The following is a 16,057-nucleotide window of genomic DNA, read 5'->3' on the forward strand; positions in this document are numbered from 1 at the left end:
AATTCGCCCAGCGGGCCTGCTGTCTTCTTTCCAAGCCGCCAGAACAACAAAATGCGCATCCACATGCCGAGGAATCGATGAACACCAGCCCTGAGCCTTCTACGCCGAAAAACACCCAATTGGCCAGAAGCACGCTGGATTATCCGGTGGTCGGCATCGGTGCCTCGGCGGGTGGTCTGAAAGCACTGCTGACCTTCTTCGAGCAGATGCCGAGCGATTGCGGCATGGCCTTCGTGGTCATCATGCACCTGTCGCCCAAGCATGAAAGCAATGCCGACAAGATTCTCCAGAACGTCACCAGGATGCGTGTGCTGCAGGTTCACCAGCCGGTGCCGATCGAACGCAACCACATCTATGTGATCCCGCCGGCGATGGATCTATCCATGAACGACGGCTACCTGCGACTGCAGAAGCCCACCCGCGAACGCGGGCCACAGGTCGCCATCGATCTGTTCTTCCGCTCGCTGGCCGACGTGCACCACATCCACGCCATCGGCATCGTGCTGTCCGGCAGCGGCGCCGACGGTTCGGTCGGCCTGGCGCGCATCAAGGAACAAGGCGGCGTGACCTTGGCGCAGAGCCCTGAGGACGCCGAATACGACTCGATGCCGCTCAGCGCCATCGAGACCGGCATGGTCGATATCGTATTGCCGGTCGCGGAAATGCCACAACGCCTGGTTGAACTGGGACGGAACATGGTGGAGTTGCTGGCCCAGCACCAGCCCACTCCGTCCCCCGGCGACGTTGAACAAGCCGAGCAAGAGCAGGATGACCTGGAAAGCGGGCGTGCGCACACCCAGTCCAAACCCAACGAATTGGCGTTGCGGGAAATCCTCGCAGCGCTTCGCAGCCGGACCGGCCACGACTTCCAGCATTACAAGCAGGCCACCGTGCTGCGTCGCATCGAACGGCGCATGCAGGTCAACGCACTGCGTGACATGCCCAGCTACGCCAAGCATCTGCAGGCTCACCCCGAAGAAACCCCCAAGCTGTTGGCGGACATGCTGATCGGCGTGACCAACTTCTTCCGTGACCGCGAGGCTTTCGAGGCGCTGGAGCGCGACATCATCCCAGCGTTGTTTGAGGAAAAAGCTCAGGCCGAGGACAAATCGCTGCGCATCTGGTCCGCCGCCTGCTCGACAGGCGAAGAGGCCTACTCGCTGGCCATGCTGTTCTCCGACTATGCGCAGATACGTGACCACCACAACGACGAAGTGCCCCTGCAGCTGTTCGCCACCGATATCGACGACCGCTCCCTGGAAGCAGCACGTACTGGCGTCTATCCGGAGGCCATCGTCACCGACGTCCCGCCCATGCGCCTGCGCCAGTATTTCGTCAAGGAGCAGAACCACTACCGCATGCAGAAAGAGCTGCGCGAACGCATCCTCTTCGCTCGCCACAATATCCTGCGCGACCCACCGATTTCCCGACTGGACCTGATCTCCTGCCGGAACCTGATGATCTATCTGGACCGGGACATCCAGATCGAAGTGCTGCGCATGTTTCATTTCGCGCTCAAAGCCGGCGGCTACCTGTTTCTCGGCAGCTCGGAAACTGCCGACGCCTGCAGCCAATTGTTCGAGCCGGTCGACAAGAAGAACCGCATCTACCGCGCCAAGAGCGTCGGTTCGGGGCCTCGCCGCACGCCCGCCGGCCCGTTCCAGTCCATGAGTACCGCGGGACCGCTGAGCAAATCTCCGCTCACCAGTCAACCGCCCAGGCGTAACCGCAAATTCTCGTTCGCCGACGTCCACCAGCGAGCCCTCGAGCAGTACGCCCCGCCCAGCGTGATCGTCAATCACGAGGCGGAAATCGTCCACATGTCCGACCGCGCCGGAAACTTCCTGCGCTATGTAGGCGGCGAGCCCTCGCTGAACCTAACCACCCTGGTACACCCACAGTTACGCCTGGAGTTGCGCACTGCGTTGTACCAGGCCACCCACACAGGCAAGAGCGTCGAGGCGAGGCGGGTTCGGCTGGAGCGCGACGGCCGGCACTATTACGTGAACATGGTGGTACGGCCGTTCCGCGACAACGAAGCCGGCAGCGAATTCATGCTGGTGATCTTCGATGAGGTCGAGGACTGCATGGACGGCAACACGCTGGAAAATCCCACCACCGAGGACAGCGTGCTGACCCAGCTGGAGGCCGAGCTGCAGCAGACCAAGGAGCAGCTGCAGGTGACCATGGAGCATTCGGAAACCTCGACCGAAGAGCTGCGCGCCTCCAACGAGGAGCTGCAGGCGATCAATGAAGAGCTGCGCTCGGCCACCGAGGAGCTGGAAACCAGCAAGGAAGAACTGCAATCGATCAACGAAGAACTGACCACGGTCAACTTCGAGCTCAAGACCAAGGTTGACGAAACCAGCAAGATCAACGACGACCTGCAGAACCTCATCTCTTCGACCGATATCGCCACCCTGTTCGTCGACCGCGCCATGCGCATCAAATGGTTCACCCCGCGGGCGCAAGACATCTTCAACGTGATCGGCAACGATGCCGGCCGCTCGCTGCTGGACATCACGCACCGCCTCGACTATCCGCAGTTGCACAAGGACGCCATCAAGGCGTTCGAAGAGCTGCATCTGGTGGAACGCGAAATTGGCAACCTGGACGGCGACCGCTGCTACCTGGCGCGCTTCCTGCCCTACCGCACCCTGGACGACCGCATTCAAGGGGCGGTATTGACCTTCATCGATATCACCGACCGTCGCCGCGCCGAGGAGCAAGTGCGCGCCGGCGAGGCGCACATGAAGCAGCTGGCGCAGAGCACCAAGGGTTACGCCATCATCACCCTGGACCGCGACGGCCTCATCACCACCTGGAACCGCGGTGCCGAGCATATTTTCGGCTATGCCGAAGACGAAGTGATCGGCCAGAACATTCGAATGATCTACACCGAAGCGGACCGCCAGACCGGAGTGCCAGAGGCCGAGCGCAAGCACGCTCTGGAGCAGGGCCAGGCGGCTGACGAGCGTTGGCATTTACGCCGAGACGGCACGCAGTGCTTCTTCAGCGGCTTAGTCAACCCACTGGTGGATAACAGCGGCAAGGTCACGGGTTTCGCCAAGATCGCACGGGATATCACCGAGGACCGGCAGCGCAGCAACGATCAGCAAAGCGCGCTGGAAAGCATTCAGGCGGCCAACCTGCAGAAGGACCAGTTCTTCGCGGTACTCTCGCATGAGCTCAAACACCCGCTGAACCTGATCCAGCTCAACGCCGACCTGATTTCGCGCTCGCAGGTCACGAAGAACTCTCCCAGCCTGCGCAAGGCGACCCAGTCGATTCAAAATGCGGTCCGCAACCAGTCACGGATCATCGATGACCTGATGGATGTATCGCGCGTCCGTACCGGCAAGCTCAAGCTGCACTTCTCGACATTGCAATATCAGGAAGTGCTGCGCGGGATCGAGTCGGTATTCACACCGCTGACCCAGGCTGAAAACGTGACGTTCGAATCCTTCAAGCCAGACCAGCCGATCTACATCCATGCTGACCCGACTCGGCTCGAGCAAATCATCTGGAACCTGCTCAACAACGCCTGGAAATTCACCAAAGGCGGCGAGCGCATCTGTATTCAGCTCGAACGCGAAGGGGATCAGGCCCGGTTGGATGTTATCGACAGCGGCGAAGGGATATCCGCGGACTTCCTGCCGAAGGTGTTCGACATGTTCGGCCAGGCCGAAATGCAGCACGCACAACGATCCAAGCACGGCTTGGGGATCGGGCTGGCACTGGTCAAACAACTGGTCGAAGCACATAACGGGCGAATCGAAGCGTTCTCGGAGGGCATTGGCCGCGGGGCGCGTTTCAGCGTCTGGCTGCCGGTGCATCTACAGACCGAACTGGAGCTCCGCGAGCTGCCCCATGGCACCGAAGTCGGCGGGCTGGCGGGCATCAAGATTTTGCTGGTCGATGACTCACCGGACATTCTCGACACTATGCGCGAGCTGCTGGAAAGCGAAGGCGCCAAGGTGACCACCGCCGACGGTGGCACCGAAGGTATCGAGCTTGCCGAGCAGTCACGCTTCGACGTCATCGTCTCCGACATCGGCATGCCGGTCGTCGACGGTCACAAGATGATGAGCGAAATACGACGCGGCACCACAAATGCCCAGACCCCGAGCATTGCCTTAACCGGCTACGGCACCCTGCGCGACGTGGAGAAGGCCAAAAGCGCGGGCTTTACCCTGCACCTCCGCAAGCCGATCGATCTGCAGGCGCTGATCGACGCGGTGCAGCAAGCGGTGCACTGAGCCGCGGCTCAGCCGTCTTTGCCGATCCCGTAGTCGCGTAGTTTATTGGCGATGGTGGTGTGCGAAACGCCCAGCCGCTTGCCCAGCAGGCGGCTGCTCGGATGCTGCTGGTAAAGCGCCTCCAGCACCACCTTCTCGAAGCGCCCGACGATGCTGTTCAGGCCACCCTCCAGGGAAAATTCGCCCAGCGGCTGCGGCGTGCCGTAATCCGGCAGACGGATGTGCTCGGGCTTGATCAATCCGCCCTCGCACAGCGAAACCGCCTGGAACAGGGTGTTTTCCAATTGCCGAACGTTGCCGGGCCAGTGATAGGCCGCCAGCCGCTCCAGCGCCTGCGCTGACAGCCTCGGCAAGGCGCAACCGATCTGCCGACTGGCCTGATCGATAAAGTGCAATGCCAGCGGCTCCAGACCATCCAGGCATTCGCGCAGCGGCGGGATATGCAGCGACAACACGTTGAGGCGGTGATAAAGGTCCTGGCGAAACTCGCCCTTGGCACAGAGTTCGGACAGGTCCAGCTGAGTCGCGCAGATCACCCGCACGTCCAGATAGACCTCCTCGTCGCTGCCGACCCGGCGGAAGCAACCGTCCTGGAGAAAGCGCACCAGCTTGGCCTGCAAGCGGGTACTCATCTCGCCGACGCCATCGAGAAACAGCGTGCCGCCGGCGGTCAATTCCAACAGGCCGAGTTTGCCTTCCGGACGCGCGCCTTCGAAAGCGCCCGGGCCATAACCGAACAGCTCGGTTTCGGCCATGGATTCCGGCAGGCCCGCGCAGTTGAGGGCCATGAACGGGGATTGTCCACGCGGGCTGGACAGGTGACAGGCACGCGCCAGCAGTTCCTTACCGGTGCCGGTCTCGCCTTCGATGAGCAGCGGCGCGTCCAGCGGCGCCATCCGGCGGGCTTCACGGACCACCGCCGCCATCACCTTCGAGCTCTGAAAGATGCTGTCGAAACCGCGCAGTTCCTGCTTGCGAACGTTATAGATGCGCTCACCGACACGATCGGCCCGGTGCAAGGTCAGTACCGCACCGGCCAGCGCCTCGCTGTCGTCGTGTTCCGATTGCAGCGGCGCGATATCGGCGAGGAACACGTCGCCCTTGATGGTCACCCGCAGGCCGTTGATCCGCGCCTTGTTCGCCCGCACCAGCTCCGGCAGATCGAAATCCTCGGCATAGCGCGACAGGCTCATGCCCGGCACCTCGTCTACCCGCACCCCGAGTAGCTGCGCCGCGGCACGGTTGGCGGCAACGATCGCGCCGGCCATGTCGATGGACAGCACGGGGAACTCCAGCGCGCCAAGCAATGCGTTGAGCTCCAGCGAGTGCCGCTCGCTGGGCATCAAGCCAACCTTGCGCACCTCGAACACACCCTGCAGGGCCTCGATCTTCGGCCGCAAGGCCTGCAGCTGCAGGTTCATCAGGTTGGGACAGTGCAGGTAAACCGCATTGCCGTGCTCACCGCCGACTTCGCCACGCGCGACGTTGATCCCGTAATCCACCAGCAACTCGAGCATGTCCCGGAGGATGCCGATGCGATTCTGGCAGAGAATCCTGATGCGCATGCGAGAAAGCCTCCGTTGTCGTTGGTAGCGCCGGCGATTTTTATCGCTTGCCGCTGATTATCGTCAAGATTATTTGACAGCAGCAGCACCGAGCAAGTCGATCATCACGCCAACCCGCCTACCCGTAAGCTTTTCTTTACGAAACGATGCATATCTTTTCGCGAAGGACCGTCCGAAACACTTCCCAGCGCATCTACAGCGCGTTCAGATGAGGCATCCATAACAACAAGATTTACGCGGCCATCCCGCTCAGGAGGTCAGATGAAAGCTACGAAATACGTCGCCCGCGAACCGGATGCGCACGGCCAGATTCATTATCCGGACGCCGAACACGCGGTCTGGCAGACGCTGATCGAACGCCAGTTGAAGCTACTCGACGGTCGCGCTTGCCAGGAGTATCTGGACGGTATCGAACAGCTGGCCCTGCCCCGCGACCGCATCCCGCAACTGGACGAGATCAACCGCGTGCTGCAGTCCACCACCGGCTGGCAGGTGGCGCGAGTGCCGGCGCTGATTCCCTTCCAGACCTTTTTCGAACTACTGGCCAGCAAGCGATTTCCGGTCGCCACCTTCATCCGTACCCCGGAGGAACTGGATTATCTGCAGGAGCCGGACATCTTCCACGAGATCTTTGGCCACTGCCCGTTGCTGACCAACCCCTGGTTCGCCGAATTCACCCACACCTACGGCCAGCTCGGCCTCAAGGCCAGCAAGGAAGAACGCGTCTACCTGGCGCGGCTGTACTGGATGACCATCGAGTTCGGCCTGGTAGACACGCCGGCCGGGCGCCGCATCTATGGCGGCGGCATCCTCTCCTCACCGAAGGAGACGCTTTACTGCCTCTCGGACGCGCCAGAGCACCAGCCCTTCGACGTGGTCGAAGCGATGCGCACGCCGTATCGCATCGACATCCTGCAGCCGGTGTACTTCGCCCTGCCGGAACTCAAGCGACTGTTCGACGTCGCTCATGAAGACATCATGGCCCACGTCCGCACCGCCATGCAGTTGGGCCTGCACCAGCCGAAATTCCCGCCGAAAGCGGCGTAGGGTGGAAAACTGCGAAGCATTTTCCACACGTTGATTTCGGCCACAACGACGTCTCGCGGCGACGCCGGTCGTTTCGGCCGATTGGTGGATGAGCCCTCGGCAACGTGCCGGACCGAACCCGACGCGTGGACAAAGCCTGCGGCATTGCCACCCTACGCTGCTTAACTCCTATGACCTCATCACAAGGACCCAACCATGACCGCTCTCACCCAAGCCCATTGCGAAGCCTGCCGCGCCGACGCACCCAAGGTCTCCGACGACGAACTGGCCGAGCTGATCAAGCAGATCCCGGACTGGAACATCGAGACCCGCGACGGCCACATGGAGCTGGAGAAGGTCTTCGCGTTCAAGAACTTCCGCCACGCCCTGGCCTTCACCAATGCCGTCGGCGAAATAGCCGAAGCCGAAGGCCACCACCCCGGCCTGCTCACCGAATGGGGCAAGGTCACAGTGACCTGGTGGAGCCACTCGATCAAGGGCCTGCACCGCAACGACTTCATCATGGCCGCGCGCACCGATGAGGTGGCCAAGACTGCCGAGGGCCGCAAGTGAAGCATTTCGCTGATGTCGTACGGGTTCCCGGCGACCCGATTCTCGGTCTGCTGGACGCTTATCGCGCCGACCCCAATCCGGCCAAGCTCGACCTCGGTGTCGGCGTCTACAAGGATGCGCTGGGCCTGACGCCGATCCCCAAGGCGGTGAAGCTGGCCGAACAGCGGTTGATCGACAGCGAGCAGACCAAAAGCTATATCGGCGGCCATGGCGATCCGCTGTTCGGTGAGCAGTTGCTGAAGCTGGTGCTCGGTGAGGGCTCGCCAGCCCTGATCGAAAACCGCGCTGGCTGCACCCAGACACCCGGTGGCACCGGCGCCCTGCGGCTGGTGGGCGACTTCATCGCCAAGTGCCTGCCGAGCCGCGGCCTCTGGCTCAGCGACCCGACCTGGCCTATCCACGAAACCCTGTTCGCCGCTGCCCGCTTGAAGGTCGAGCATTACCCCTATGTCGACGCGCAGAACCGCCTCGACGTACCCGCGATGCTCGAAGCGCTGCAGCGGATCCCCAGCGGCGACGTGGTGCTGCTGCACGCCTGCTGCCACAACCCCACCGGCTACGACCTGAGCCGGGACGAGTGGCACCAGGTGCTGGAGATCGTTCGTCGGCGCGAACTGCTGCCGCTGTTCGACTTCGCCTACCAGGGCTTTGGCGACGGTCTCGATGAAGACGCCTGGGCGGTTCGTCTGTTCGTCGAGGCGCTGCCGGAAGTGCTGATCACCAGCTCCTGCTCGAAGAACTTCGGCCTGTACCGCGAACGCACCGGTGCACTGATTGTGGTGGCCGCCAATGGCGAATCGCTGATCGACGTGCGCAGCCAGTTCGCTTCGGTGGCACGCAACCTCTGGTCCACGCCCCCGTCACATGGCGCGGCCGTGGTCGCGACGATCCTGGCCAACCCTGAACTGCGTCAGCTCTGGCAGCAGGAAGTCGCCGCCAAGCGTGAACGGATCGCCGGCTTGCGCAAGGGCCTGGTCGAAGCCCTCGCACCGCACGGTTTGGCCGAGCGCTTCGCGCATATTACACAGCAACGCGGCATGTTCTCTTATACCGGCCTGACCGCCGAGCAGGTGCTGCGCCTGCGCCGCGAGAATTCGGTGTACCTGGTGGAAAGCGGCCGCGCCAACATTGCCGGGCTGGATGCCGCGCGGCTGGATCAGCTGGCGGCGGCGATCGCACGCGTCACGGCATAAGCACTCCCCGTGAAGAGCATCGGGCCGGCAACCATGCCGGCCTTTTTTTGCCATGGATGCCCTACACCGTCGTTATGCGCAGGCCGGACATGACATGTCACGACCGGGCGCGCTGCGCATCTCGAACGCACCGGGGCCAAGCCTGCAACCGGGCCCCAGGCCATCTTTCCGATGATTGCCGCTCCACATCGATAGCTCAGGCGGAACTCGACTGACCGCGCCAGGCCGCAGCATTTAGCCATCACATCTTGAATTTCTAACTCAATATGACGCTTGGTCAATCTTGCGGAATGCACCGTCTGGTGACGAATGGACTTCAGCCGCGGCCGGCCCGGCCGCTATCTTCAGCAACAGGTTTCGAGCGAGCTCGCCCATGATTCAACGCAGCACTGACGGCAACCCTGCCCCAAGCGAATATGCCTGCCATGCGGCCAGCGAACATGGCGCCTGCCCCAGCTGCGCCAATGGCGAACGCCTGGGCTTTCGTTTCAGTTATGCCTATCAGCCGATCGTGGATCTAGGCAAACGCGAGATTTTCGCTCATGAAGCATTGGTCCGTGGCCCTGAGGGCGAGCCCGCACCGAGCGTGCTGTCGCAGGTCAACGAGGACAACCGCTTCCGCTTCGACCAGGCCGGCCGGATCAAGGCGATCAAGACCGCCGCCAAGCTCGCCATGCAAAGCCGGCTGTCGATCAACTTCATGCCCAACGCCATCTACCGGCCAGAGCTGTGCATTCGCTCGACGCTGGAAGCAGCCCGCGCGCATGACTTTCCGGTCGAGCGGATCATTTTCGAGACGGTCGAAGGCGAGCGCATCAGCGATGCCAAGTGGCTGGCCGAAGTACTGCGCGAATACCAGCGCATCGGATTTCTCACCGCCATCGATGATTTCGGTGCCGGCTTTGCCGGTCTCAACCTGCTTGCCGACTTCCAGCCGGACATCATCAAGCTGGACATGGACCTGATACGCGGCATCGACCAGAGCCGCCCCCGCCAGGCCATCGTCAGGGCAACGGTTGCGATGTGCCAGGAGCTGAACATCCAGGTGATCGGCGAAGGCGTGGAAACGCTGGATGAATGCAGCGCCCTGCATGATCTGGGTATCAGCCTGATGCAGGGCTATCTGTTCAGCAAACCGCTGTTCGAAGCCTGCAGCCAGGCCGATATCCTGGTATGGCCGAACGGCCTCCCGCGCTGAAGTCCTTCAACCGGCATTCATTAGTTTGAGCAATGCCCGAGCGGCCTCTTCCGAGGACGCCGGGTTTTGCCCAGTGACCAGCAGGCCGTCTACCCGCACGTAGGATGACCAATCCGGCCCTTTGCTGTAGTCGCCACCGATCTCCTTGAGCTTCTCCTCCAACAGGAAGGGCACCACGTCGGTGAGCTGCACGCCTGCTTCCTCGGTGTTGGTGAAACCGGTCACCTGCTTGCCCTTTACCAGGTACTCGCCGTCCTCGCCGCGCACCTCGATCAGCGCCGCCGGCGCATGACAGACCGCCGCCACTGGTTTGCCCGCCTTGATGAAGGATTCGATCAGTGAGATCGAGGTGGGATTGCCGGACAGGTCCCACAGCGGTCCGTGGCCACCGGGATAGAACACCGCATCGAAATCCTCAGACGACACCTCGTCCAGCGTGCGGGTGTTGGCCAGCAGGGCCTGGGACTCGGCATCGTTCTTGAAGCGTTGGGTCATCTCGGTCTGGGCATCCGGCGCATCGCTTTTCGGATCCAGCGGCGGCTGCCCGCCCTTGGGTGAGGCCAGGACGATCTCGGCGCCGGCGTCCTTGAACACGTAGTAAGGGGCGGCGAATTCTTCTAGCCAGAAGCCGGTGGGTTTGCCGGTGGTGCCGAGCTTGTCGTGGGAGGTGAGCACGATGAGGATTTTCATGGGGGTCTCCTGTGGTCGGGTGGCCCGAGATTGGCGGGGCCTTGGTTTATCTGGACCGTGGGAGTAGGAAATGGGTCAACGGGTGGGCGTGGCGCCGAGGCCGCGGTTGCCCGCTGCCACGAACTCGGCACCGTGACGAGCCGTAATGCCGGGCTACGACGAGACTGTTGCAAGTTCGAGAGCCCTGCACAATGCGCTGTTATAGGAGTGGCCTTGGCTGCGAAGCTTTAGTGGGCTGGAGTCATCTGGTTTACACCTGTTGGCCGGGATGGCTGGGGCATTGGTTTCGCCCTGCTGGGCGACTCACTTTTTCCAAACGCGGAAAAAGTAAGCAAAAACGCTTGCCCCTGCATCCGGGTCTCGCTGCGCTCGACTTCCCTCATTCCATCGCTGCTCCGAGGGTCGCCGCGCAAGGGCCATCCATGGCCCTTCACGGCTCTCGCGGCATCCATGCCGCTCGCCCCTCTACACAGCGATTCCATTCGGCCTCCTGATGGGGCGATTCGGTGGCGTCTGTTGGGCTGTGCAACGACGCGTTTGCAGAGGCCCTCTGTAGGGTGGGTAACACGAAGCTTACCCACCGATTTTGTCGGCAAAATTCGATACCGATTGCAGCGTGGATTGTGGTGGAAAATGCTTCGCAGTTTTCCACCCTACCAAGCCCTCCGGCGATTGACGTGCTTTGTTGCTGTCGCTGTTCAAAAACTTCAGACGACTCGGACCCGATCCCCTTCAGAAGGCCGAGCGCAGGTGCTGCGCAGGGGGACGCGAGGCATGGATGCCGAGCGAGGAGCGATGGGACATGGATGTCCCTTCGCGACGACCCCGGAGCGGCGCCGGAGGGAGGGAAGTTTTGCGAAGCAAAACCCGGATGCAGGGGGTGGCCTTCTTTTTGGTTACTTTTTCTTGGCCACTCAAGAAAAAGTGACTCGCCCAGCAGGGCGAAACCAATGCCTCAGCCACCCGGCCAATCGGGGTAACCCACGAACCCGAATCCTTGGCCACCGAACTACCAGACAACGCCGAATGCCCCATTCAGCAGGCCGAATGGAATCGCTGCGCAGCGGGCGAGCGGCATGGATACAGTGAGAGAACTAGGCATCCCACGGATGTAGGGCAGCGGATGGCAAACTCAGCTAAACAAAAAGGGCGCCGAAGCGCCCTTGTCATCAACCCCGCATCAGATCCGAAAACTCCCCACCAACTGCTTCAACCGCGCAGCCTGCTGCTCCAGATCCCCGCAGGCACGCAACGTCGAATGCAGGTTCTCCACCCCTTCCTGATTCAGCGTGTTGATTTCCGTGATGTCCATGTTCAGCGACTCGATCACCGAAGTCTGTTCTTCAGTGGCGGTGGCCACCGACTGGTTCATCGCATCGATCTCGCCGATGCTCTGGGTCACGCTGCCAAGGCGCTCGCCGGCCTGGTTGGCGATGCCCACGCTGGCCTCGCTTTGGCGCTGGCTCTCGGTCATGGTGCTCACCGAATCACGCGCGCCGACCTGCAGCTTTTCAATCATCCCGTGGATTTCCTGCGCCGAGGTCTGGGTGCGATGCGCCAGGCTGCGCACCTCGTCGGCAACCACTGCGAAACCACGCCCGGCTTCACCAGCGCGGGCCGCTTCGATGGCCGCGTTGAGTGCCAGCAGGTTGGTCTGCTCGGAGATGCCCTTGATCACGTCGAGGATCTGCCCGATGCCGACCGTCTGGCTGTTCAGCGCTTCGATCTGCGCACAGGACGCGCTGATGTTGTTCGACAGCTGCCGCATCGCCTCGATGTTCTGCTCGACTACCTTGCGTCCGTCTTCGGCCTGATGGCTGGCGCCACTGGCCTGTTGCGAGGCGTCGGCAGCGTTGCGGGCAATTTCCTGGGCAGCAGCGCCGAGCTGGTTGATCGCCGCGGCAACGCTGTTGGTCCGGCTGGCTTGCTCGTCGGAATTGACCATCGATGAGTTGGAGGCCGCGAACACCCGCTGCGCCACCTCGTTGACCTGTTCGGTCGCGGACGCCACGTCCCGGATCGAGCCATGAATACGCTCGACGAATCGATTGAACGCCGTGGCCAACGTGCCGAATTCGTCGTTCGATTCGACCTTCAGGCGTCGCGTGAGATCACCCTCGCCCGCGGCGATGTTCTCCATTGCCTGCCCCATTTCGGTCAACGGGCGCATCAGCACGCGAATCAGCATACCCAGCAGGATCAGGATGAACACCACAGCAATCACCGCAGCAACCAGGGCCGAGGTACGAAAACTGGACAACGCCGCGTAGGCCTTCTGCTTGTCCACCGAGATACCGACGTACCAGGTTACCGACGGCAGGCCGGCTACCGGACTGAAGCTGAGGATGCGCTCCTGACCATCGAGCTCGGCCTCGGTAAAGCCGCTGGTCAACGCGGGAGTGTTCTGCGGATAGAGCTCGGCGAGGGTCTTCATCACCTGGCTTTGGTCAGGATGGACCAGCACCTTGCCGTCGCCGCTGACGAGAAAGGCATAGCCCATGCCGTCGAAGTTGAGGGCATTGATGATGTCCACCAGCACCTTGAGGCTGAGGTCGCCACCGACCACGCCCAGGTTCTCGCTACCGGCCTTGGCCGGGGTCGCCGCAGTGATGATCAGCTCGTTGGTGGCCGCATCCTGATAGGGTTCGGTCAGCGTGGTCTTGCCGGCATTGATCGCGTCCTTGTACCAGGGACGCTGACGCGGATCGTAGCCTGCCGGCAACTCGAAGCGCGGATGGACGATGAATTCGCCATCGCTGCGCCCCAGGTAGGTGAAGGCGAAGGTAGAGCTGAGCGCCGGCTGCTGCACCAGCGCCTCGACGGCCGATCCGGAACTGTCGCGGGCAATGGTCTGCGCTGTGTTTTCCAGCAACACGAGGCGGCCGGACAACCAGTTCTGGATGTTGTGCGCAGTGACCTTGCCCATCTCGTCCAGATAGCTTTCCAGCTTGGCCTGAATAGCGTTGCGCTGTAGATAGTCGTTGTAGAGCGTGAACAGAGCGAAGGTCGCGATCACTACGAGTGACGCGGCCAGCAAAATCTTGTGGCTGAACTTGAGACGGCTAGGCATGGGTGCGTGTCCGGATGGGGCTGGATCGAATTGGCAATCCCTCGTCCGAATAAGCATCCGTTGCGTTAGCCATTCTGTCGGCCACGATCAACGAACCTTTACAGCCGATCATCGCTTCCGAATAGCGCTCAAGTGCCGTCAGCCGTGCGTTCTAGCAAGGTGATCGGAGATCTGAGCAAACTTCCGACACCGCGATAGCACACCCTGAGCCACGAACAAAAAAACGGCACACCCGTTGCCAGGTGTGCCGCTCGGCTATCTCAATAACCGGCCGGTGAAGTCAGCGTCCGGCCAGCGCCGGCATCACCCGTGGCCGCAGACCCTCGCCGAGGATGGTCAGCGCGCCGATGGCTCCAGCGATCCAGTACCAGCGCACCAGCGGGTCGAAGCCCAGCCAGCCCAGGGCGTGCAGGAACACCATGGTGATGAGGACCGGGCAGACATAGCGCACCATGAACAACCACAGCGCATAGCCCAGCGGTGGCAGGTCCAGCTCGTCGCGCATGATTTCGCTGCGCAGTACGTAGCCGGCGAAGACCACGACGAAGATCCCACCCAACGGCATCATCCAGCGCGAGGTCAGGTAGTCCAACCAGTCGAAGAAGTTCTTGCCCAGCGGCGTCCAGCCGGCCATCAGGTTGAACGAGAGCATCGCCAGCAAGCTGATCACCAGCAACACCGCACCAGCGCCCACGGCGGCCTTGAGGCGGCTGACGCCGTGCTTCTCGTTGAGGTAGGCGACCGTCGCCTCGATCATCGAAATGGCCGAGGTCAGTGCCGCGATCGAGACCATGGCGAAGAACAAGGTGCCGAACAGGGTGCCGAACGGCATTTGCTGGAAGGCCAGCGGCAGACTCATGAAGATCAGCCCGGGGCCGGCGGTCGGATCCATGCCGTTGGCGAAGATGATCGGGAAGATCGCCAGGCCCGCCAGCAGCGCCACCGCGGTGTCGGCGATGGCCACCATGAAGGTGGTGCGAGTGATGGACTGGCCGTCAGGGATGTAGGAGCCGTACGTGAGAATCGCCCCGGAGGCCAGGCTGAGGGTGAAAAAGGCGTGGCCGAGCGCAGCCAGCAGCGCTTCACCGGTGAGCTTGGACGTATCGAAGCTGAACAGGAAGGCGAAGCCTTCGTCGAAGCCGCCGCTGGTGAAGGCGTAACCCACCAGGATCAGCAGCATCACGGCCAGCCCCGGCATCATCCAGCGCACCGCACTTTCGATGCCTTGTTGCACGCCCTTGGCGACGATCCACAGCGTAAGCAACGCCACCAGCACGCTCCAGCCGCCGAGCTGCCAGGGGTTGGCGTTGTGTGCCTCGAATACCTGCGCCAGGCTGTCGACGGAACTGGCGGCGAGCGAGCCGTCGAGCATCTTGACCGTGTAGGCGAAGGCCCACCCGGCTACCACCACGTAAAAGCACAGAATCAGGAAACCGGCCGCCATGGCCATGCCGCCGACACCCTTCCACAGGGCGCTGCTGCCGTTCTCACGCACGGCGCGGCCGATCGCATCGATGGGGCTGCCACGGCCGCGGCGGCCGATGGCGATCTCGGTCATCATCACCGGGATGCCGATGGCCAGGATGCACGCCAGATACATCAGCACGAAGGCGCCACCGCCGTACTGTCCGGTGATGTAGGGAAATTTCCAGATGTTGCCAAGGCCGACGGCCGAACCGGTCGCGGCGAGGATGAAGCCCCAGCGGGAAAGCCAGAGGTTCTTGGGTGTTTCACGGGTCATGCGTCACCTGCTTGTTGTTATCTGTGACGGAAATCGAACCCGCCGCGCTTGTGACGCGACGGAGTGGCAAGGCGGATCGACCTTTATTTCATTGAGCGTCGGGCTGCACCTCCGGAGCGGCATTGGCGAATGCTTCGAGGGTTTCGCACTGCTCGGTCATCTGCAAAATGCGCGGGTAGGCGCTGAGGTCACAGGAAAAACGGCGCGCATTGTATACCTGTGGAACCAGACATGCCTCCAGATAACCCGGCCGTCTGCCGAGTGACAGCTTGCCGTCGAACGCGGCCAACCCCTGCTCGACGCCGGCCAGACCTGTGGCGATCCAGTGACGGATCCATTGCTGCTTGGCCTCATCCTCGACGCCCAGCGGTCCACTGAGGTACTGCAGTACTCGTAGATTGTTCAGCGGATGCAGATCACAGGCGATGTGCATTGCCAGTGAACGCACCCGCGCGCGATCGGCCGGATCGTGAGGCAGCAGGGTCGGAAGCGGGAAGACTTCCTCCAGGTATTCGAGAATCGCCAACGATTGGCTGATGCGCTCGTTGCCATCGACCAGCAGCGGTACCAGTTCTTGCGGATTGAGCACCTTGTAATCGGCCGAATGCTGTTGGCCGCCGTCCTTGACCAGATGCACCGGCAGATTCTCGAACGCCAACCCCTTCAGGTTCAGCGCGATGCGCACCCGGTAGGCTGCGCTGGAACGCCAGTAGCCGTAAAGCTTCAGCATCGGTGAGCCGGT

10 protein-coding genes and 1 pseudogene are annotated in these 16,057 nt (G+C 62.1%); 5 read left to right on the top strand and 6 right to left on the bottom strand.

Going from position 1 to position 16,057, the window contains the following annotated elements; genetic code table 11:
• Positions 1-77: 77 nt before the first annotated feature.
• Positions 78-4,259: a CheR family methyltransferase gene (locus tag ACL0K2_RS09585; RefSeq protein ID WP_413044302.1), complete on the top strand. Its 4,182-nt coding sequence runs from the start codon at positions 78-80 to the stop codon at positions 4,257-4,259.
• An 8-nt stretch (positions 4,260-4,267) separates the two neighbouring features.
• On the opposite strand, the gene ACL0K2_RS09590 is transcribed toward ACL0K2_RS09585, so the two are convergent.
• Positions 4,268-5,824 (bottom strand): sigma-54-dependent transcriptional regulator, encoded by a 1,557-nt coding sequence (locus ACL0K2_RS09590; protein ID WP_413044303.1) that lies wholly within the window; start codon positions 5,822-5,824, stop codon positions 4,268-4,270.
• 261 nt (positions 5,825-6,085) lie between these two features.
• On the opposite strand from ACL0K2_RS09590, the gene phhA reads away from it, so the two are divergent.
• From phhA to ACL0K2_RS09610, 4 genes are all read left to right on the top strand, one after another.
• On the top strand, positions 6,086-6,871 hold the full coding sequence (phhA, locus tag ACL0K2_RS09595; RefSeq protein WP_239610441.1) for a phenylalanine 4-monooxygenase: 786 nt from the start codon (positions 6,086-6,088) through the stop codon (positions 6,869-6,871).
• A gap of 195 nt (positions 6,872-7,066) precedes the next feature.
• Entirely contained in the window at positions 7,067-7,423 is a 357-nt protein-coding gene (locus ACL0K2_RS09600; protein ID WP_025240484.1) for a 4a-hydroxytetrahydrobiopterin dehydratase, read from the top strand.
• Complete coding sequence (locus ACL0K2_RS09605; protein WP_413044304.1) at positions 7,420-8,616, top strand: amino acid aminotransferase; 1,197 nt, start codon at positions 7,420-7,422, stop codon at positions 8,614-8,616. Before ACL0K2_RS09600 ends, ACL0K2_RS09605 begins: the two co-directional genes overlap by 4 nt.
• 373 nt (positions 8,617-8,989) lie before the next feature.
• Positions 8,990-9,814, top strand: a complete 825-nt coding sequence (locus ACL0K2_RS09610) for an EAL domain-containing protein (RefSeq protein ID WP_413044305.1) — start codon at positions 8,990-8,992, stop codon at positions 9,812-9,814.
• A gap of 6 nt (positions 9,815-9,820) precedes the next feature.
• Here ACL0K2_RS09610 and ACL0K2_RS09615 read toward each other — a convergent pair whose 3' ends face one another.
• The 5 genes and pseudogenes from ACL0K2_RS09615 to maiA form a co-directional block, all read right to left on the bottom strand.
• Complete coding sequence (locus ACL0K2_RS09615) at positions 9,821-10,504, bottom strand: type 1 glutamine amidotransferase domain-containing protein (RefSeq protein ID WP_413044306.1); 684 nt, start codon at positions 10,502-10,504, stop codon at positions 9,821-9,823.
• 1,180 nt (positions 10,505-11,684) lie between these two features.
• A complete protein-coding gene (locus ACL0K2_RS09620; RefSeq protein WP_413044457.1) occupies positions 11,685-12,449 on the bottom strand; it encodes a methyl-accepting chemotaxis protein in 765 nt (254 codons plus the stop codon).
• 93 nt (positions 12,450-12,542) lie between these two features.
• Positions 12,543-13,631, bottom strand: a pseudogene (locus ACL0K2_RS09625) (cache domain-containing protein); the annotation flags it as partial.
• Between the two features lie 223 nt (positions 13,632-13,854).
• The gene (locus ACL0K2_RS09630) at positions 13,855-15,315 is read right to left on the bottom strand and encodes a sodium-dependent transporter (protein WP_045160710.1); all 1,461 of its coding nucleotides are present in this window, start codon (positions 15,313-15,315) and stop codon (positions 13,855-13,857) included.
• An 88-nt stretch (positions 15,316-15,403) separates the two neighbouring features.
• A complete protein-coding gene (maiA, locus tag ACL0K2_RS09635) occupies positions 15,404-16,045 on the bottom strand; it encodes a maleylacetoacetate isomerase (RefSeq protein ID WP_045160719.1) in 642 nt (213 codons plus the stop codon).
• Positions 16,046-16,057: the final 12 nt, after the last annotated feature.

Origin of the sequence: Pseudomonas sp. YJ42 (genome assembly GCF_047225135.1) — a bacterium.
GTDB classification, from domain to species: domain Bacteria; phylum Pseudomonadota; class Gammaproteobacteria; order Pseudomonadales; family Pseudomonadaceae; genus Stutzerimonas; species Stutzerimonas stutzeri_E.

Coding starts and splice junctions, on each gene's coding strand:
- ACL0K2_RS09585 (WP_413044302.1), top strand. CDS start 78: ATGAACACCAGCCCTGAGCCTTCTACGCCGAAAAACACCCAATTGGCC.
- ACL0K2_RS09590 (WP_413044303.1), bottom strand. CDS start 5,824: ATGCGCATCAGGATTCTCTGCCAGAATCGCATCGGCATCCTCCGGGAC.
- phhA (WP_239610441.1), top strand. CDS start 6,086: ATGAAAGCTACGAAATACGTCGCCCGCGAACCGGATGCGCACGGCCAG.
- ACL0K2_RS09600 (WP_025240484.1), top strand. CDS start 7,067: ATGACCGCTCTCACCCAAGCCCATTGCGAAGCCTGCCGCGCCGACGCA.
- ACL0K2_RS09610 (WP_413044305.1), top strand. CDS start 8,990: ATGATTCAACGCAGCACTGACGGCAACCCTGCCCCAAGCGAATATGCC.
- ACL0K2_RS09615 (WP_413044306.1), bottom strand. CDS start 10,504: ATGAAAATCCTCATCGTGCTCACCTCCCACGACAAGCTCGGCACCACC.
- ACL0K2_RS09620 (WP_413044457.1), bottom strand. CDS start 12,449: ATGGTCAATTCCGACGAGCAAGCCAGCCGGACCAACAGCGTTGCCGCG.
- ACL0K2_RS09630 (WP_045160710.1), bottom strand. CDS start 15,315: ATGACCCGTGAAACACCCAAGAACCTCTGGCTTTCCCGCTGGGGCTTC.
- maiA (WP_045160719.1), bottom strand. CDS start 16,045: ATGCTGAAGCTTTACGGCTACTGGCGTTCCAGCGCAGCCTACCGGGTG.